General features: G+C 70.2%; 15 protein-coding genes and 1 pseudogene. 14 read left to right on the top strand and 2 right to left on the bottom strand.

All coding sequences use genetic code 11. The features are described 5' to 3' along the window. Positions 1-31: 31 nt before the first annotated feature. The 5 genes from BMX97_RS26970 to BMX97_RS26950 all read left to right on the top strand — a co-directional run bounded on the left by BMX97_RS26970 (position 32) and on the right by BMX97_RS26950 (position 5,108). The gene (locus BMX97_RS26970; RefSeq protein WP_244538661.1) at positions 32-244 is read left to right on the top strand and encodes a hypothetical protein; all 213 of its coding nucleotides are present in this window, start codon (positions 32-34) and stop codon (positions 242-244) included. 813 nt (positions 245-1,057) lie between these two features. Beyond that, the gene (locus BMX97_RS26965) at positions 1,058-2,089 is read left to right on the top strand and encodes a 2-keto-3-deoxygluconate permease (RefSeq protein WP_091754259.1); all 1,032 of its coding nucleotides are present in this window, start codon (positions 1,058-1,060) and stop codon (positions 2,087-2,089) included. Between the two features lie 3 nt (positions 2,090-2,092). Next, a complete protein-coding gene (locus tag BMX97_RS26960; protein ID WP_091754258.1) occupies positions 2,093-3,346 on the top strand; it encodes a four-carbon acid sugar kinase family protein in 1,254 nt (417 codons plus the stop codon). Next, positions 3,343-4,341 carry a 4-hydroxythreonine-4-phosphate dehydrogenase PdxA gene (gene pdxA / locus BMX97_RS26955; protein WP_091754257.1) on the top strand — a complete coding sequence of 333 codons (999 nt, stop codon included), beginning with the start codon at positions 3,343-3,345 and terminating at the stop codon, positions 4,339-4,341. Before BMX97_RS26960 ends, pdxA begins: the two co-directional genes overlap by 4 nt. A gap of 5 nt (positions 4,342-4,346) precedes the next feature. After that, positions 4,347-5,108 carry a DeoR/GlpR family DNA-binding transcription regulator gene (locus BMX97_RS26950; protein ID WP_091754256.1) on the top strand — a complete coding sequence of 254 codons (762 nt, stop codon included), beginning with the start codon at positions 4,347-4,349 and terminating at the stop codon, positions 5,106-5,108. Between the two features lie 58 nt (positions 5,109-5,166). Here the strand turns inward: BMX97_RS26950 and BMX97_RS26945 are convergent, their stop codons facing one another. Both BMX97_RS26945 and BMX97_RS26940 read right to left on the bottom strand, forming a co-directional pair. Continuing rightward, the gene (locus BMX97_RS26945; RefSeq protein WP_091754255.1) at positions 5,167-6,852 is read right to left on the bottom strand and encodes a methyl-accepting chemotaxis protein; all 1,686 of its coding nucleotides are present in this window, start codon (positions 6,850-6,852) and stop codon (positions 5,167-5,169) included. A gap of 748 nt (positions 6,853-7,600) precedes the next feature. Next, on the bottom strand, positions 7,601-8,845 hold the full coding sequence (locus BMX97_RS26940) for a metal-dependent hydrolase family protein (RefSeq protein ID WP_091754254.1): 1,245 nt from the start codon (positions 8,843-8,845) through the stop codon (positions 7,601-7,603). A gap of 128 nt (positions 8,846-8,973) precedes the next feature. Between BMX97_RS26940 and BMX97_RS26935 the strand changes: the two genes are divergently transcribed. The 9 genes and pseudogenes from BMX97_RS26935 to BMX97_RS26885 all read left to right on the top strand — a co-directional run bounded on the left by BMX97_RS26935 (position 8,974) and on the right by BMX97_RS26885 (position 18,928). Further along, positions 8,974-9,627: a TetR/AcrR family transcriptional regulator gene (locus BMX97_RS26935; RefSeq protein WP_091754253.1), complete on the top strand. Its 654-nt coding sequence runs from the start codon at positions 8,974-8,976 to the stop codon at positions 9,625-9,627. 115 nt (positions 9,628-9,742) lie between these two features. Beyond that, positions 9,743-10,576, top strand: coding sequence for an ABC transporter permease (locus tag BMX97_RS26930; protein ID WP_091754252.1), 834 nt, complete (start codon positions 9,743-9,745; stop codon positions 10,574-10,576). Beyond that, a complete protein-coding gene (locus tag BMX97_RS26925) occupies positions 10,576-11,637 on the top strand; it encodes an ABC transporter ATP-binding protein (protein ID WP_091754251.1) in 1,062 nt (353 codons plus the stop codon). The genes BMX97_RS26930 and BMX97_RS26925 overlap by 1 nt, the downstream gene beginning before the upstream one ends. Then, positions 11,634-12,659 (top strand): extracellular solute-binding protein, encoded by a 1,026-nt coding sequence (locus tag BMX97_RS26920; protein WP_091754250.1) that lies wholly within the window; start codon positions 11,634-11,636, stop codon positions 12,657-12,659. Before BMX97_RS26925 ends, BMX97_RS26920 begins: the two co-directional genes overlap by 4 nt. 245 nt (positions 12,660-12,904) lie before the next feature. Continuing rightward, positions 12,905-13,732, top strand: a complete 828-nt coding sequence (locus tag BMX97_RS26915) for an ABC transporter permease (protein ID WP_091754249.1) — start codon at positions 12,905-12,907, stop codon at positions 13,730-13,732. Between the two features lie 26 nt (positions 13,733-13,758). Beyond that, entirely contained in the window at positions 13,759-15,369 is a 1,611-nt protein-coding gene (locus BMX97_RS26910) for an amidohydrolase family protein (RefSeq protein WP_091754248.1), read from the top strand. Continuing rightward, a complete protein-coding gene (locus BMX97_RS26905) occupies positions 15,366-16,394 on the top strand; it encodes a CobW family GTP-binding protein (protein ID WP_091754247.1) in 1,029 nt (342 codons plus the stop codon). The genes BMX97_RS26910 and BMX97_RS26905 overlap by 4 nt, the downstream gene beginning before the upstream one ends. A gap of 1,048 nt (positions 16,395-17,442) precedes the next feature. Further along, positions 17,443-17,629 (top strand): annotated as a pseudogene (locus BMX97_RS33945) (cytochrome c oxidase accessory protein CcoG); the annotation flags it as partial. 324 nt (positions 17,630-17,953) lie between these two features. Next, positions 17,954-18,928, top strand: coding sequence for a LysR substrate-binding domain-containing protein (locus BMX97_RS26885; protein WP_177202368.1), 975 nt, complete (start codon positions 17,954-17,956; stop codon positions 18,926-18,928). Positions 18,929-18,937 lie beyond the last annotated feature (9 nt).

The raw sequence follows: 18,937 nt of genomic DNA, 5'->3' as shown, positions 1-18,937 counted from the left end.
CTTCGGCTACCCGTCCTGATTCATATACGCCGTGGGCATCGCCCATTTGCTCGACACTATCTCGCTTTGGGTCCGAGGCTACGTCCCCTACGGGGCGCTGTTCCTGGCCGCCAAAATAGCCGGCGGTATCGTCAGTCACCTTCGTGTAGGCGATCCGGTCGTCATGGCCGCTCCGGCGCTCAGGCTGCTGGCTCTCCTGTGCGGCCTCGCCTTCGTCCGGCGAAGCGAGCTCTCGATCGCCTGAGGCTGGCGGAGCTGTGAAGATCATGATGCTTCTCGTGCACGAGGGGCGGCCTGCTCACGTTCGGTGCGCGTCGCCGAACGGTCGTGGCAACTGCATCTTGGTTGCGGTCGACAAAGGTCATGGCAGAAAGAAAAAAGGGGCGACCATGGCTTGCCTTTAAAATTTACGATCATAATTTTGCAGCGTACGGCGGTTGATCGGCCCCCACGTGGTGGTCCGACTTCAAAGTTAGTGTTGGGTCGGCCTTTGCTCCGCGGGTCGCTTGGCCGGCGGAACCGGTCGGGTGAGCGCAGCCGGCCAAACTGACACGGCCGGCACGAACACCTCCGGGGCCGGTGGTCGGCACGCTCTGTCCCTGCGCGATCAACACGTCCGCCTGCCGCAGCTTGGCGACCACATCCTCCGGCTTGTGCCGCTTCGTGCCCATCTGTCCGTCCTCGTCCTGGCCCGAAGGCCATACCTCAGGGCGGACCACTTCAGTGGGGGCGGATCAGTCCCTCCCAAGCCGGAAAGACACGGACAATTCTCAGCCCGGCGAAAGACTAAAAACCTGTGTCGTCCATAGCCGCCCGCAGGGAGAGGCGATTCCCCGCTTGATACTGGCGACACCTTGTCTCGGTGGGACGACGGCTGAGAATGACGGTGTCGTCACCCACCCGAGCTCCGTTCCCGCCCGTCCCGCGCACTCCGTCCGTCCATTCTGCGCATATCGCGCAATAAATTGATTGACTCCCCCGTATTTCTGCGCTCTTCACGCAACAACAGACGGGTAGTCGCGCCATCCGATGCGCGATTCCCGCGGGGGAGAAGCGCATGGCGACGGAATCGGACAAAGACCTGGGCGGAATCCGCATCAAGCGCGCGATCGAACGCGTACCGGGCGGGATGATGGTGGTACCGCTTCTCGTCGGCGCCGTGATCGCGACCCTGTTTCCGACAACCCCGAAGGTGTTCGGCTCGTTCACCGGCGCGCTGTTCACCGGCGCCCTGCCGATCCTGGCGGTGTTCTACGTCTGCATGGGCGCGAGCATCGACTTCCGGGCGACGCCCTACATCGTCAAGAAGGGTGGTACGCTGCTCGTCGTGAAGGTCGGCATCGCGATGATCCTCGGGGTGGTGTTCGGTCGCCTGCTCGGCGAGGCGCCGATCGGGGCCGGGCTGTTCGCCGGCCTCTCGACGCTGGCGATCGTGGCAGCCATGAACGACACCAACGGCGGGCTCTACATGGCGCTGATGGGCCAGTACGGCCGCCCGCGGGATGTCGGCGCCTACACGATCATGTGCCTCGAATCCGGCCCCTTCCTCACCATGGTGACGCTCGGCGTCGCCGGCCTGTCGGCGTTCCCCTGGCAGACGATGGTCGGCAGTATCCTGCCGCTGCTCGTCGGCATGCTGCTGGGCAACCTCGACCGCGAGATGCGCGCCTTCCTGGGCCGCGCCGTTCCGGTGATGATCCCGTTCTTCGCCTTCGCGCTGGGCACCGGGCTCGACCTGACCAAGATCTGGCAGGCGGGTCTGCTCGGCCTCGGGCTGGGCGTCGCCGTGACGGTGCTCACGGGTATCCCGCTCTTCTTCGCCGACCGGCTCACCGGCGGCACCGGGGTGGCGGGTGTGGCCGCCTCCTCGACCGCCGGCAACGCCGCCGCGGTCCCGGCGATCATCGCCGCCGCCAACCCGGCCTATGCCGACGCCGCCGCCCCCGCGACGGTGCTCGTCGCCGCGACCGTGGTGGTGACCGCGATCCTGACGCCGCTCGCCACAGCCTGGACCGCCAAGCATTTCGGCGAGCCGGCGGACGGCGTGGCCGAGCCCGCTAAGGCCGCGACCGCATCGGAGCGCGCCTGAGCCATGGCGCGCCGCTGGCTCATCCTCGCCGACGACCTCACGGGCGCGGCCGATTGCGCCATCGCCTTCGCCCGGCGCGGGGCCACGGCCTGCGTGCAATGGGGCGAGGCGGGGCCCCGCGCCGACGAGGCTGTCCTGTCGCACGATGCCGACAGCCGCCAGCTCGGCCCGGATGCTGCGGCCGCCCGCCATGCCGCCCTGGCGGAGCGGCTGCACGATCCGGACCGGGCCGTGTTCAAGAAGATCGACTCGACCCTGCGCGGGCAGCCGGCGGCCGAGCTCGCCGCCGCCCTCGCGGTCCTGCGCCGGCGCACGGGCGGGGCCTTCGCGATCCTGGCGCCGGCCTTCCCGGCCACCGGCCGCACCACCGAGGACGGGCGGATCCGGGTCGCGGGCCGGCCGCTCGCGGAGATCGAGCTCTGGCGCCGGGACCACACCTACCCGACCGACGCGCTTGCCGCGATGCTGGACGGGGCCGGGCTCACCAGCACGACGATCCCGCTCGCTACCGTGCGGGCCGGCGGCGAGGCCCTGCGCGCGGCGCTTCACGCCGCCTCGCAGGCTTTCGCCGTCGCCGTGCTCGACGCGGTGGAGGATGACGACCTCACCCGGATCGCGCGGGCGGGCCTCGCCCTCGACGTGGCCGGCCTCGCCTGGGTCGGCAGCGCCGGCCTCGCCCACGCCCTGGCGGCGGCCGACGCTCCCTCGCACGCCCCCGCCCGGGCGGTCGTGAGCGGCCCGGGCGGCACGCTCGTTGTAGTGGGAAGCCTCGCGGCGGTCTCCCGCGCCGCGGCCCGCAAGCTGGCGGTCGAGCCACGGATGCGTCACGTCCCGGTGGCGCCCGACTGGCTCATCGAGGCGGGCGAGGCCGAGCGGCAGCGGTGGTGCGAAGCGATCGCGGCGCGCCTCGCCGTCGGAGACGACGTGCTGGTCGAGGTCGCGATGGGCAAGGCGCCCGATCTCGCCATCGGGTCGCGCCTCGCGACCGCGCTCGGCGCGCTCCTCGCCCCGGCCGCGCCCCATCTCGGTGCCCTGGTGGCGACCGGCGGCGAGACCGCGGCGGCGCTCCTGGCGTGGTTCGGGGTCGACGGCCTGTCGTTGGTCGACGAGATCGAGCCCGGCGTCTCCCTCGGCGTGACGCGGGGGCGCCTCCGCGTGCCGATCGTCACCAAGGCCGGAGCCTTCGGCAGCGAGGACACGCTCCTGCGCGCCGTCCACCACCTCCGGGCCATCAGACATGAAGGGTCTCCGACATGAGCCGACCGACCGTCGCGATCACCATGGGCGATGCCTCCGGCATCGGCCCCGAGATCATCATGAAGGCGCTCGCCCGGCCCGACATCGCGACGCTCTGCCGGTCGGTCGTGATCGGCGACGCCGAGCGCCTGCGCGAGGCCGGCCGCATCGTCGGAAATGGCCTGACGGTCCAGGCCCTCGCCTCGCCCGGCGAGGCGACCGACGCTCCCGGCACGGTGGCCTGCGTCGATCTAGGGCTGATCCCGAAGGATCATCCGTTCGGGCGCGTCTTGCCGGTCTCCGGCGAGGCGGCGTTCCGCTACATCGAGCGCGCCGTCCAGGTGGTCCAGGCCGGCGAGGCCGCGGCGATCTGCACCGCGCCCCTGAGCAAGGAAGCGCTGCACGCCGCCGGCCACAAGTATCCGGGCCATACCGAGCTTCTGGCCGCCCTCACCGGCACGCCGGAGGTCTCGATGATGCTGGTCTCGCCCAAGCTCCGGGTGATCCACGTCACGACCCATATCGGGTTGATCGACGCCATCGCGCGGATCGAGCCGGGCCTCGTCGAGCGGGTGATCGCGCGCGGCCACGACACCCTGGTCAAGGCGGGGATCGCGAATCCGCGGATCGGCGTCTGCGCGATCAACCCGCATGCCGGCGAGAACGGTCTGTTCGGCCGCGGCGAGGAGGCGGAGAAGATCACGCCGGCGGTTCAAGCCTGCCGGGCGAAGGGCTGGCGGGTCGAGGGGCCGCTGCCCGCCGACACGCTGTTTTTCCTCGCGGGCCGGGGCGACTACGACATCGTGGTGGCGATGTACCACGACCAGGGCCACGGCCCGATCAAGGTCCTGGGGCTGGAGGCGGGGGTGAACATCACCGTCGGCCTACCGGTGATCCGTACCTCGGTCGATCACGGCACCGCCTTCGACATCGCCGGCAAGGGCATCGCCGACGAGGGCTCGCTGGTCGAGGCCCTGCGCCAGGCCGTCGATCTGGCGCCGCGCCAGGCGGTCTGACGGCCATGACCCGCGGCCGGCACCGTCACCCGCTGCTGCTGGAGGCGCTCCAGGCCGGCGAGGTCGTGGTCGAGGAGCTGGCAGAGCGCTTCGGCGTCTCCGCCTCGACGATCCGGCGCGACCTGCAACGGCTGGCGAGCGAGAAGACGATCACCCGCACCTATGGCGGCGCGGTGATCGCCCACCCGCTTCCCGAGACGAGCCTGCCGGAGCGCGAGGCGCAGGCGAGGCCCCAGAAGGCGGCCATCGCGCGCGCCGCCCTCTCGCTGCTGACCGACGACGACATCCTGATCCTCGACGGCGGCTCAACGGTGGCGGCCTTCGGGGCCGGCCTCGCCGGGCGGCGCCACGCGATCGTCACCAACAACCTGCCGCTGGTCGGCGTGCTCGCCGGCGCGCCCGGCCTGACCCTCACGGTGCTCGGCGGGGCGGTGCGGCCCGGCAGCATGAGCACGCTCGGCCCCCTCGCCGAGGCCGCCCTTCGCCGCCTCACCGCCGACAAGGCGGTGGTAAGCGGGGATGGGTTCGTGGCCGGCCGCGGCCTGTGCGAGGCCGCCCTCGACCAGGTTTCGCTCAAGTCGTTGATGATGGAACAGGCGGCCGAGGTCGTGGTGCTGATGGATTCGTCCAAGCTCGGCCGCGCGACGCAGGGCGCCTGGGCGCCCCTGCCCGGCCGCTGGACGCTGGTGACCGACTCGGGCGCCACGGACGCGCAATGCGCGGACGCGGAGGGCGCAGGCGCCCGGGTGGTGCGGGCGGCGGGGTGAGCGGCCGTCAGGCTGGAGCGGCAGTCAGGCTGGAGCGGCCGTCAGGCCGGTGCGGCCGTCAGGCCGCCCGCACCGTCGCCAGGAACCGCGCCACCTCCGCCGAGAGGTGCTCCGACTGGCGCGACATCTCGGAGGCGGCGCCGAGCACCTGGGCTGCGGCAGCCCCGGTCTCGCCGGCGGATTCGGCCAGGGTGGCGATGGTACCGGTGACCGCGCCGGTACCGGCGGCGGCCTCGGCGACGTTGCGGACGATCTCCCGGGTTGCCGCACCCTGCTCCTCCACTGCCGCGGCGATCGAGCTGGCCACGCCGTCGATCTCGCGGATGCGCCGGCCGATGCCATCGATGGCCGCGGCGGCCTGACCGGTCGAGGCCTGGATGCGGCCGATCTGGCCGGTGATCTCCTCCGTGGCCTTCGCGGTCTGGCCGGCGAGCTGCTTGACCTCAGCGGCGACCACGGCGAAGCCCCGTCCCGCCTCGCCGGCCCGCGCCGCCTCGATCGTAGCGTTGAGCGCCAACAGGTTGGTCTGGCTGGCGATCGACGAGATGAGCGCCACCACGTCGCCGACCTTGGCGGCGGCCTGAGACAGGTCCTGAACCAGCGCCATCGTCTCGCCCGCCTCGCCGACGGCGACCCGCGCCAGATCGGCCGACCCCGAGACCTGCCGGCCGATCTCCTGGACCGATGAGCCAAGTTCCTCGGCCGCCGCCGCCACCAGTGTGACGTTGGCCGCCGCATCACCGGCCGCGCTCGCGACGGTGCCCGACTGGCCGGCGGCTTGCGCCGCGCTGCCGCTGAGCGAGCGCGCGGTGGCCTCGAGCTCGGTCGCTGCCGCCGAGACGCCGCCGACGATGCCGCCGACCGCATGCTCGAAGCTGTCGGCCATCTGGCGCATGCCAAGCTTGCGCTGCTCCTCGGCAGAGGCGCGGGCAAGCGCAGTCTCCTCCTCCAGGACGCGGCTGCGGATCAGGTTGTCGCGGAACACCACGACCGAACCGGCGAGCGCGCCGATCTCGTCCGTCCGGCCTTGACCGGGGATCGCGACGGCGGTGTCGCCGCCGGCCAGGCGCTGGGTCATGGCGGTGATGGCCCGCAGCGGCCCGGACACGCCGCGCCGCACCAGCACGAGCGCGCCGCCGGCGACGAGCAGCCCCAGCGCGATCAGCGCCAGCATCGTCCGGTTGGCGGCGGCATAGGTCTCCGCGATCAGGTCGCCGCTCGCCTTGGAGCCGGTGCCGTTCAGCGCGACCAGCTTCTCCCAGGTGCCCATGATGGCGATGACGCCGTTCGACATGTCGGTGTTGTAGATCCGCTGGCCACCGGCCACGTCGCCCCCGATCGCCTTCGCGATGGCTTGACGCTGATGTTCGGCATAGGCGGCGAGATGCCGGCGGAACTCGGCGTAGAGGTCGCGCTCGGCTGGCGACAGCGGCAGTGCCTCGAAGCGGGCGAACTGCTCGGCGAGGATCGCGTCGCGCTTGGCGATCTGCCCCGCGACCTGGGTCCGGAATTCGGGCGTGTCGGCGGTGAGCAGGCGCGAGGCATTGACCCGCTGGCGCATGATATTGATGCCGATCGATCCGAGGATGTCGGTGGCCGGCACCCGGACGTCGCGCAGATCCGAGGCCGCGGTGTTCACCCGGCGCAGCTCCAGGAGCGCGAGGCCGCCCGTCGCCCCGATCAGCAGGGCCAGGGCGGCGAGGCAGAGCCCCAGCTTCGCCGCGATCGATACTCCGCCGCGCATGGCACTTCGTTCCCGTCGTCATCCAATCGGATCGGGCTGTCAGTAACTGGGAATCGTTAAGCGTATTTGAGCATCCGGCAGGCACGGCTTGGGCTGGTTTAGCGCTAACGGGATCGACCGGAAGCTGTTGGCGAGACCGGACCATCTCGCCGTTTCTGATGATCCGGGCAGGTTCTACGAAAAAAATCCTGTCGCCGCGCTTCCGGACAAATGACCAGGTGGACCGGATCGCCGTCGTCTTCGCGCCGGTCCCGACCTGTCCGCATCGACCCTATCCGCAACGACGCGGCCGCCATTCACGAGCGGGACCACCCGGTCTCTCCAACCCGACCGGCCAGATGCCGAACCAAGAATACCGACGCAATCGGCGACCTAACAACTTAGGCCCTTGCAGAAAATATCATTCTCATGTTCCTCAATTTTGCTCAATATAACAGTATTTCCGGGGAAATGGACGGCATTCGAGGCACAAGTCCTTATGATCCCGCAGCCGAACGAAAGGCCTGCAAACGACAGAGAATGGCATCATGAAGAAGCTCGATGCCAAATCCCTCGACGACGTGGCAGGCGGGGGCTGCCTGCCCGCCCCCGTGCCCCCCGGCCCCGACCTGCTGCAGCGTCAAGCCCCGCTTCTATGAAAAGCCCCGCTTCTGCTGAGCGCGACGTACGGCCGACGCCGATGGGACCCGGTCTCAGGCGGGGCCCCCATCGGCGCATGGTTTGGGAAAGCGTCCGGCCGGACGGCAGCTCAGGCGGCCAGCTCGTCCTTGACGAAGCGCCCGTCGATCATGATCGCCGGCATGTGGCGGCCTTGGCCGGTCAGCAGCGAGAGGTCGGCCAGCGGATCGCCGTCGACCACGATCAGGTCGGCGAAGGCGCCCGGCGCCACCACGCCGGCCTTGCCCTCGAGGCGCACGACCTTGGCGGCGTTGATCGTCGCCGAGCGGATCACCTCGATCGCCGGCAGGCAGCGGCCGCGGATCACGAATTCTTCCGACTGGTGGCGGTGCATCTCGCCCAGGAGATCGGTGCCGTAGGCCATCATCACGCCCGCCTCGTGCAGGGTCTCGAGGGCGTGGAGACCCGCCTCGCGCACGTCCTCGATCTTGGCGACCGAGGCCGGCGGCAGGCCCAGGGACGCGCCTTCCTTGGCGAGCGCATCGAAGGTGACGTTGGTCGGCACCACGTAGGCGCCCTTGTCGCGGATCAGCCGCGCGGTCTCGGGCGTCACGAGGTTGCCGTGCTCGACCGAGATCACCCCGCATTCGACCGCCCGGCGGATCGCCGCGTCGGTGTAGAGATGGGCGGCGACGTAGGTCTGGGCGTTCTCCGCCTCCTCGACGATCGCCCGCATTTCGTCGACCGAGTAGCCCAGGAAGGCGATCGGGTCGGTCGGCGAGGAGACGCCGCCATTGGCCATGATCTTGATGAAGTCGGCCCCGGCCTTGATCTCCTCGCGCGCCACGCGGCGCACCGCGTCGACCCCGTCGCAGACCCGGCCCATGGCGCCGAGCTTGGTGCCGTAGTGGCTCACGTCGCGGGAATGGTAGCGGCCGCGATAGTCGGTGTGACCGCCGGTCTGCGACAGGGCCTTGCCGCAGATCACCAGGCGCGGGCCGTCGATCAGCCCCTCGCGCACCGCCAAGACCAGCCCGTGATCGGCGCCGCCCAGATCGCGCACGGTGGTGAAGCCGCGCATCAGCATTCCGCGCATGATCTTGGCGGTGCGCAGCGCCACCAGCGAATCCGGCAGCTCGGCATTGGCGCCGAGGTCGGGGATCGTCGCGATGACGTGGACGTGGCAATCGATCAGGCCCGGCATCAGGGTGCGGCCGGCGAGGTCGATCACCCGCGCCGAGGAGGCGGTCAGCGGCTTGTCCGACACCTCGCGGATCGTGCCGCCCTCGACCAGCACGTCGTGGCCGTCGAGCGCGGTGTCGTGGGTGCCGTCGAGGATCCGGGCGTTGCGGAACAGGACGAGGTCGGCGCTCATGCGGGCAGTCCCTTTGGCGTGCGAGGCGGCCCGGGGATCAGGGCGCGCAGGCGTGGCGGCACACTGGACAGCGAGAAAAAAACAGGCAAGCTTGTTTTTTATTCAGGCGCTCGCGGGCGGGAGGATCGGTGACGCAGACCGGACGGCAGCCCCAGGCGCGCAGCCTCGCGACCCGCGAGCGGCTGGTGCGCGCGACGATCGACGAGATCTACGCCGTCGGCTACCACGCCGCGACGACGCAAGCGATCGCCGAGCGCGCGCAGGTCTCCCGCGGGGCGCTGCTGCACCACTTCCCGACCCGGGCCGACCTCGTGCTGGCTGCGCTCGAGACGGTGCTCGCCGACGGCACGGCCGAGATCAAGGCGGTGTCGCAGGACGTGCGCTCGGGGGCGCTGCCGCTCGCCGACTTCGTCGAGTTCCTGTGGCCGCTCTTCTCGGGCCGGTTCTTCCATCTCTCGATGGAGCTGATCAACGAGTCGCGCACCGATGCGGAGTTGCGCCAGTGCCTGATCCCGGTGGTGCAGCGCTTCCACGGCGCCCTCGACGGGATTTGGGTCGAGTTCTGCGATTCCGACGCCCGGCCGCCGCGCGAAGCCCGGATCATCCTCAACCTGACGGTGAACCTGATGCGCGGCATGGGCGTGCAGACCGTGCTGCGGCCCGACCCGGACTATTACCGCGACCTGATCGAGACCTGGAAGGCGGTACTGCCGCTCCTGATCGCAGGACCGGCGGGCGACGCCGCCTTCGCCGGGGCCCGCTTCCGCGAGGCGGGGGCGTGACGGGCGCGCAGCGCGGCTTGCAGCCTGGCACCCATCTTGCCACAAGGGCGAACACCTGTCTTACAAATAGGTCAGCTATGATCCGGACGCCGTCGCCCTCGAGCCCGTGAACTGCATGAGCGTCGCCTCCCTCTCTCCCGGCCCGTCGGCCCGTCTCGGCCGCCTCGCCTTCCTGGCGGCGGTCGTCCTCGCCTACGCGATCGTGTTCGCGCCGATCGTGACGGTGATCGCGACCTCGTTCTTCGACCAGGAGATCGTGACCTTTCCGCCCGATGGCCTGACCTGGCGCTGGTACCTCAACGCCTGGGCGCAACGCGATTTCGCCCGCGGCTTCCTCACCTCGCTGCAGATCGCGCTCGCCGCCACCGCGATCGGCGTGCCGCTCGGCACGGCGGCCGCGCTGGCCCTGGTGCGCTCGACCGTTCCGGGGCGCGGCCTCCTCAGCACCTTCCTGCTCGCGCCGCTGGCGGTGCCGGCGATCGTCGCCGGCTCGGCCCTCTACATGTTCACCCTGCGGGCCGAGGACTGGCTCGACATGGACATCAAGGCGACGCTGGGCGGCCTCGTCGCCGCCAACGTGCTGATCACCATCCCCTGGACGGTGCGCCTCGTCACCGCGAGCTTGGCGGGCCTCGACCGCGCGGCGGAGGAGGCGGCGGCCAATCTCGGAGCGCGGCCCTTCACGGTCTTCCGCCGCATCACCCTGCCGATGCTGCGGCCCGGCATCGTCGCGGCGGCCCTGTTCTCTTTCGTGGCGAGCTTCGAGAACCTTGAACTCAACCTCCTCCTCGTCGGCCCGGGGCGCACCACCCTGCCCGTCGCCATGCTGAGCTACCTGGAATTCCGAATGGACCCGACCCTGGCCGCCGTCGCGACCGCGCAGATCCTGATGGTGACGATCCTGATGCTGGTCACCGACCGGTTCGTGAAGCTCTCGCGGATCGTCTGATGGGCACGCTTCTCCTCGACGGCCTCACCAAGCGCTACGGCGAGGCCACCGCGGTCGCCGGCGTCGACCTCGACATCCGCCAGGGCGAGCTTGTGGCACTGCTCGGGCCGTCGGGCTGCGGCAAGACCACGACGCTGCGCATGGTCGCGGGCTTCATCGAGCCGAGCGCCGGCCGCGTCGTGATCGGCGGTCGCGACGTGACGCGGCTCCCGCCGCACGCCCGCGACACCGGCATGGTGTTCCAGTCCTACGCGCTGTTCCCGCACATGAGCGTCGCCGCCAATGTCGGTTTCGGACTGGAGATGCGCAAAGTGGGCAAGGCCGAGCGCGACCGGCGCATCGCCGAGGCGCTGCGGCTGGTGCGGCTCGACGCGCTCGCCGACCGGCTGCCGCGCCAACTCTCGGGCGGCCAGCAGCAGCGCGTCGCGCTCGCCCGCGCCCTGGTGGTGAGCCCGGCGGTGTTCCTCCTCGACGAGCCGTTGTCGAACCTCGACGCCAAGCTCCGCTCCGAGGTGGGGCTCGAGATCCGCGAACTGCAGAAGCGCCTCGGCCTCACGACCCTGATGGTCACCCACGATCAGGACGAGGCCCTGGCAATGGCCGACCGACTGGTGGTGATGGAGCACGGCCGCGTGCTCCAGGTCGGGAGCGCGGAAGACCTCTACGAGCGCCCGGCCAACACCTTCGTCGCCGGCTTCGTCGGGCGCTGCAACCTCCTCGACGGCACGCGCGAGGGCGCCGACGTGTTTCGCCTCGCGAGCGGCGCCGCGGTGCCGTGCGCGCCCGACGCGGCGGCGGCGGGCGGCAAGCTGGCGATCCGGCCCGAGCGGATCGCCGTCGCGCCCGATCCCGGCGGCACCGGGCGGCTGCGAGCCGTGACCTATCTCGGCGCGCGCACCGAGTACCACCTGGATCTCGCCGGCGAGGCGATCGTCGCGGTGAGTCCGACGCCGCTGCCCGACGACCCCCGCCGTCGCCTCGCCGCCGGCGATCCCGTCCGCATCACCTGGATTCCCGACGCCGCCCGCGTCATCCCCGCAGCAGAGAGCCCCGCCCGATGATCACCCGTCGCACCCTGATGGCCGGCAGCGCCGCCCTCGGCCTGTCCGGCACGCTGCCCGCCCGAGCCCAGTCCGCCCCGATCGTCGTCGGCACCTGGGGCGGCGATTACGGCGCGCTGCTGCAGCAGAACATCGACGTCCCGCTGATGAAGCCGCAGGGCATCGAGGTGTCGCAGGACATCGCCAACCAGGACCCGCGCCGCACGAAGCTGATCGCCGAGCGCACCAGCCGCCGCGGCAGCATGGACGTCGCCTGCATCAACGACATCGACAGCTACATGCTGAGCCAGCTCGGCGTGCTCGAGACGGTGCCGGCCACCGAGGTCCCGCGCCTGTCGCAAGTGATCGACGTGTTCAAGAAGCCGCACTCGATCCCGCACATCTATTCGGCCATGGTCATCCTCTACAACCCGAGCAAGGTCACGACCCCGCCGACACGCTACGCCGACATCTTCGACCCGAAGTACAAGGGCCGGGTCGGCTTTTCCGACATCCTCTGGAACTTCAACATGGCCGGCGCCAATATCGGAGCCGGCGGCACCCCGACCGACTTCACCAAGGGCAAGGCGGCCCTGATGGACCTGAAGGCGCTCTCGCCGAAGGTCTACCCGTCGAACGAGACGCTGGCCGCGGCGCTGAAGTCCGAGGAGGTGTGGATCTCGCTGATGTGGCTCGCCCGCGGCTTCATGTGGAAGCAGGCCGGCATCCCGGTCGAGATGGCGATCCCCGAGGAGGGCGCCCTGCCGATCCTGTTCGAGGCCGGCGTGCCGAAGAACTCGCGGGCCAAGGACAGCGGCTTCAAGTACCTGAACGCGATGCTCGACGCGAAGGCCCAGGTCGCCTTCGCGCAGAAGATGGGCTACGTGCCGACCGTCAAGGATGCCAAGCTCCCGGATGATCTCGCCAAGCAGATCAGCCTGACGGAGACTCAGCAGGCCAAGCTCCGCCCGCTCGACTACGCGACGATGCAGGCGCAGCAGTCGGCGTTCTCGGATTTCTGGAACAAGGAATTCAAGGGGTAGGCTGCCGGATCGGCCGCGCGGCCTCACCAACACCCCGCTTCATCCTACACACGCCCTCATCCTGAGGTGTTAGCCGATCAAAGATCGGCTGACCTCGAAGGAGGGCTCCAGCGACCGCGAGGCACCTGGAGCCCTCCTTCGAGGCTCGTTTCACTCGCGATCTCTGATCGCCGGCACCTCGGGACGAGGTCGCGGATGGGATGAGATGGAACCCAGCCGAACAGTTCAGATCGAGACTTCCGCCCGTGTTCGCCCTCATCCTGCCGGCCTTCCTCGTCGTCGCCGCGCTCCTGATCGGCCCGATGGTGCTGCTCGCGCGCATCTCGCTCAACGAATACAGCCCGACGCAGCTGATGATCGAGGCGACGACGGCGCAGAACTATCTCAACGCCGTCGCCGATCCGTATTACCGCGGGGTGATGGGCACGACGCTCGTCATGGCCTTCACCTGTACGGCGCTGACCCTGGCGCTCGGCTTTCCGGCAGCCTACCGGCTCGCCCGGATGGAGAGCCGCTGGAAGAGCCTCGTCACCGTACTGACCCTGATCCCGCTCTTGGTCGGAAACGTCGTGCGCGCGGCGGGCTGGCTCGGGCTCCTCGGCAACGATGGTCTCATCAACGCCTCGTTGCGGGGCCTCGGCATGATCTCGACGCCGCTGCCGCTGATCTACACGCCGGGCGCGGTCGCCATCGGGACGATCGCCGTGGTCCTGCCCTACATGATTCTGACCCTGTCCTCGGTGATCGAGAGCATCCCGCGGGCGGTCGAGGAGGCGGCGGCCAATCTCGGCGCCAGCGCCTTCACGGTCTTTCGCCGGGTGGTGTGGCCGCTGGCGCTCCCCGGCACGGTGGCGGGCTGCGTCCTCGTCTTCATCCTGTGCATGAACACCTACGCGACCGCGGTGCTGCTCGGCGGTTCGCAGTTCAAGATGATGGCGCCCGCCGTCTACGACCAGTTCTCGAAGGGCATGAACTGGCCGTTCGGCGCGGCGCTGGCCTTCATCCTGCTCGCCGCGACCCTGGTGCTGACGGTGCTCGGCACCGCGCTGCTCGGCCGCCGCTACGCCCGATAAATCCAACGACGACGCGGGAGGACACCATGAGCGACGCCCCGATTCTCGCCGGCAACGAGCTCGCCGCCGAGCGGGCCAGGGCCGGCCAGCCGCCCCTGGTGCCCTCGACCTCCCGCGACCGCGGGATCGGGCCACACAAGCGCCTGGTGCTGCGGGCCGCCACCGTCATCGACGGCACCGGCGCGCCGCCGATCGGCCCGACCGACATCGTGGTCGAGAACGGCCGCATCGTGCAGTTGAAGAAGGTCGCGGGCAACCTCGCCAACAGCGCCAACCGGCCCGCGCCCGGCGACCACGAGATCGATTGCCGCGGCAAGTGGGTGACGCCCGGCTTCGTCGATTGCCATGCCCATGCCGGCGTCGCCTATCACGCCGCCAACGGCTGGGTGCCGCCGGTCGAGTACGTCTACAAGCTCTGGCTCGCCCACGGCGTCACGACGGTGCGCGAGATGGGTTCGTTCAACGGCCTCGACTGGATGCTCGACCAGAAGAAGCGCGCGGAAGCCAACGAGATCGCGGCGCCGCGGCTCCTGGCCTACAGCTACTTCCCGGCCGTCAACGACATGCTGAAGCTGATCCACACCCCCGAGGAGGGCCGGGTGTGGCTGAGGAAGCTCAAGGAGCGCGGCGCCGACGGGGTGAAGTTCTTCGGGGCGCCGCCCGCCATCATGGAGGCGGCCCTCGACGAGTGCGCGAAGCTCGGGCTGAAGTCGGGCTGCCACCACGCCCAGATGGCGGTGACGCGGATGAACGCGCTCACCACCGCCGGCTGGGGGCTGACCAGCGCCGAGCATTATTACGGCCTGCCCGAGGCTTTGTTCGAGGACCGGGTCGTCCAGAACTTCCCGCTCGACTACGACTACAACGACGAGTATTTCCGCTTCTCGGTCTCCGGCCAGATGTTCCGCCAGGGCGCCGAGCCCGGCTCGAGGAAGTGGAACGAGACCCTGGAGCGGTTCCTGGAACTCGGCTTCACCTTCGTGCCGACCTTCACGATCTACGACGCCAACCGCGATCTGATGCGGGCGCGCCAGGCCGACTGGCACAAGGAGTATACCTGGAAGTCGATGTGGGACTACTTCACGCCGCAGCGCGGCGGCCACGGCTCGTACTGGTATCGCTGGTCGACCCAGAACGAGATCGAGTGGAAGGAGAACTACCGACTCTGGATGGCGTTCATCAACGAGTACAAGAACCGCGGTGGCCGGGTCTGCGCCGGCTCGGATTCGGGCTTCATCTACCAGATCTTCGGCTTCGGCTACATTCGCGAGCTGGAATTGCTGCAGGAGGCCGGCTTTCACCCACTCGAAGTGGTGCGCGCCGCGACCTCTCAAGGAGCGGCCCTGTGCGGGCTCGAGGGCGAGATCGGCACCGTCGAGGTCGGCAAGCGCGCCGACCTCCTGGTCCACGACCACAACCCGCTCACCGACTTCAAGCTGCTCTACGGCACCGGAGCTTTGCGCCTCGACGAGGCGACGAACGGCGCCACCTGGCATCGCGGGCTCAAGTACACGATCAAGGACGGGGTGATCTACGACACCGCCGAGCTGCTCGCCGACGTGCGCGCGCTCGTGAAGGCGACCTGGGACGAGGCGGTGCCGGCGCAATACGCGACCTCACGGCAGGCGGCACCATGATCGACGTCCTCGACTTCGTCGTGCTCACCGGCTTCCTCGGCTCGGGGAAGACGACGCTGCTGCGCGACTACCTGGCTCGTCCCGAGGCGGCCGATACCGCGATCATCGTCAACGAGGCCGGCGAGATCGGGCTCGACGGGCTGATCCTGCGCGAAAGCGGGGGGGACGTGCCGATGACGATGCTGGCGAATGGCTGCGTCTGCTGCCAGATGACCAGCGACCTCGCCCGCACCGTCGAGGCTTTGCTCGCCGCCGAGCGGCCGGAGGCGTCGGGGCCGCTGCGACGCATCGTGCTGGAGACGAGCGGCCTGTCGAAGCCGGGCCCGGTCTTGCGTCAGTTGGCAGGCCTCGCCGGCTTTCCGATGCGGGCCTCGGTCCTCGCCACCTACGATGCCCTGCGCGGGCCGGACTCCGCGGCCTTCGCCGAGGCCGCCGCGCAATGGGCCGCCGCCCACCGCATCGTCGTGACGAAGCTCGACGCGGCGCCGCCCGGCCGCGTGACGCAGACCCGGGCTGCGGTCGCGGGCCTCAACCCGATCGCCGCGATCGTGGCCGATCCCGACCGGAGCGCGACGGTGGCGGCCGCCTTCGCGCCGCTACCCGGGGCCGGTCTCGATCCGGCGCTGCTCCGGGTGGAACCCGCCGGTGCCCATCCACGCGTTGCGGTCTGGCTCGCGCGGCCGTCCGCCCCCCTCCCCTACGACGATCTGGCGGCCTGGCTCGACAACCTCGCAGGCCGCCTCGGCGAGCGCTTGCTGCGCCTCAAGGGCTTGGTGCCGGTGCTCGAGTCCGACCGACCGCTGCTGGTCGAGAGCGTCGGCACGCTGTTCTCGCGTCCCCGCCGCTTCGGCCGGCCGGGCGATGACGCACCGGCCTTCCTGGTGGTCATCGCCCGCGACTTGGAGGCGGGCGAATTGGAGGAGGTGGCCCCGACCGACCTCTTCCGCTTCGCGCCGCGGGTGCCGGCGAGCCCGCTCATGCGGGCGGGGGCGGGCATGCCGCGGGCGGAGGCGGTGGGGGCTTGAGCCCTCACCTCGACTTTGGCCAATTTTGGCGGTTCGTCGGTCTGTGTGGAGCGGGGGTGACGAAGCGGGGGTGACGGGTAGGCTCGCGCTGTTTCGACCAAGAGACACCGCCATGCCAGACCTGCCCGCCCGATCATCCTGACCGCCGCACCGCTGTTCGTCCACCGCTCGTGGTGCCACGCCCGGATCCTGCTCCTGGGCACCATCCTGGTCCCGGGCCGGCGCACGGTCGCCAGCCTGCTGCGGATCATGAGCCGCGCCCAGGACCGTCGCTTCGTCGACTTCCACCGCGTCCTCAACCGCGCCGCCTGGTCGCCCCGCGTCGGCGCCCGCATCCTGCTCGGGCACCTGATGGCAGCGTTCGCGCCGCGCGGCCTGGTGGTACTGGGCCTCGACGACACGATCGAGCGGCGCTGGGGCAAGCGCATCAGGGCCCGCGGCATCTACCGCGATCCGGTTCGCTCCTCCCACAGCTACTTCGTCAAGACCGGCGGGCTGCGCTGGCTCAGCCTGATGCTGCTGGCTCCCATCCCCTCCGCTCAGCGGATCTGGGCGCTGGCGTTCCTCACCGCCCTGGTGCCCTCCGCGCGCCTGCCGCGAGCAGAGCCGCCGGCACAAGCCCCTGCTCGAGGTCGGACGTCAGATCGTCCTCCAGGCTCGCCGCTGGCTGCCAGGGCGCGACCTCGTGCTGGTGGCCGACAGCGGCCTTGCGGCGCTCGCCTTCCTGGCTGCCCTGAGCCGCCGCGGCGTGGCGGTCGTCACCCGCCTGCGCCTCGATGCGGCGTTCTACGATCCGACTCCGCCTCGCCGGCCCGGCACCATCGGACGTCCGCGCGGCGAGGGCGCGCGGCGCCCCACCCTGGCGCAGGTTCTCGTCGCGGAGGGAACACGCTGGCATCGGCTCACGCTGCCGGGTTGGTATGGGAGCCGGCCGCGTCGCCGGACGGAAACCTCGCTACCGTTGCCCCTCACCGAGCCGACGCAGACAGCCCCTGCGCCCAGGCCCCGTCCGACCAAGACGTTCGGCAGCCGCGCGACGCGGACGGCCATCCCGGCGGTGAACGGGTCGCTCTCCGCTGCCCGGACGAAGATCCGGCCGCAGGCGGTCCGCGGCACCTTCCGGCGGATCAAGTGGGCCCTGCTCGCGGCTACGCTCGGCGTCGACTACGGCGTCCCGTTCATCCGCTGGGACCCGGGGTCCGGGCGAGCCGTCCCAGGCCGTCCTGCTCGACCTCGACAGTGGTCGTCCGGCCGCTCCTTGAGCTCAAGGCCGAGCAATCCGTCGCCGGTCTCGGCCTGGTGCGCTCCACGCGCGTCGCGGCTTCACGCTCCGGCCGTACTCGGTCGCCGAGACGGCGGCCATCGTCGAGCGCTTCCGCCGGCGCTGGCTGCCGGTGCTGACCGACGGCCATCCCCCCGACCATCCACGCCGTCCTTCCCTTCGGCCAGGCCGCGGAGGCTCACCGCATGCTGGAGAATGCGGATGATTTCGGAAAGATCGTGCTCAGGATCTGAGACATTCCCGTATGGTGGCGGCGGGGATCGCCAACAGACGGCCCATGCACCGCTACGACCTCTTCACTCTCGAGCTCTTCATCGCCGTCGTCGAGGAGCAGAGCATCGCGGCGGCGGCCGAGCGCGCGCATATCGCGGCCTCCGCCATCAGCCGGCGCATCTCGGAACTCGAGGCGATGCTCGGCGCCGAACTCCTGGTGCGCCACTCCAAGGGCATCGACCTGACCGAGGCCGGCACGGCCCTTCTCCATCACGCCCGCACCATCCAGGGCAGCGTCGCGGTGATGGATGCCGAGTTGCGCGACTTCGCCAGCGGTCTTCGCGGGCTGATCCGGGTCTCGGCGAACAAGTCGGCGATCATGGAAACGCTGCCGATGGAGCTTGCCGGCTTCCTCGCCCTGCACCCGCTGATCCGCATCAACCTGGAGGAAGGCACGAGCCCCGACATCGTGCAGCGGGTCGCCAGCAACCAGGCCGATCTCGGGATTTTCGGGGGCAACATCCCGGCACCGGGGCTGCAGATCGTGCCCTACCGGCGCGACGAGCTCGTCGTCGTGCTGCCGCCCGGCCACGTCCTCTCGGGGCGGGCCTCGATCGCCTTCGCGGATCTCCTCGACCACGATTTCGTCTGCCTGGAGCGCGGCTCCTCGATCGAGACCCTGTGCCGGCGCGCTGCCGAAGATCTCGGCAGCGAGGTTCGCGTGCGGGTCCGGGTCGGCAGCTTCGAGGGCCAGTTGCGCATCATCGAGAACGGGCTCGGCATCGGCGTCGTCCCGCGCCAGGTCCTCGATGGACAGATGCGCGAGACCGGCCTGACCGCACTCGCACTCGAGGATTCCTGGCGCCTGCGCCCGCTTCATATCGGCCTGCGCGACCATGCCAGCCTGTCGCGACCGGCGCGCCGGCTGATCGCCTACCTGACGCAGCCATCTCCAAACGCGACGGCGGCATGCCCAACCGGCGCTTCGTGCGACGCGGGTCCGTCCCTACGCTCCTCCCCGCAGCAGCCCTCCGACTGAGAGGGCGCG

The organism is Methylobacterium sp. ap11, from assembly GCF_900110515.1.
In the GTDB taxonomy this organism is placed as follows: domain Bacteria; phylum Pseudomonadota; class Alphaproteobacteria; order Rhizobiales; family Beijerinckiaceae; genus Methylobacterium; species Methylobacterium ajmalii.
The sequence above is the reverse complement of the archived record's forward strand: the minus strand, read 5'-3'. Positions and strand labels throughout refer to the sequence as shown.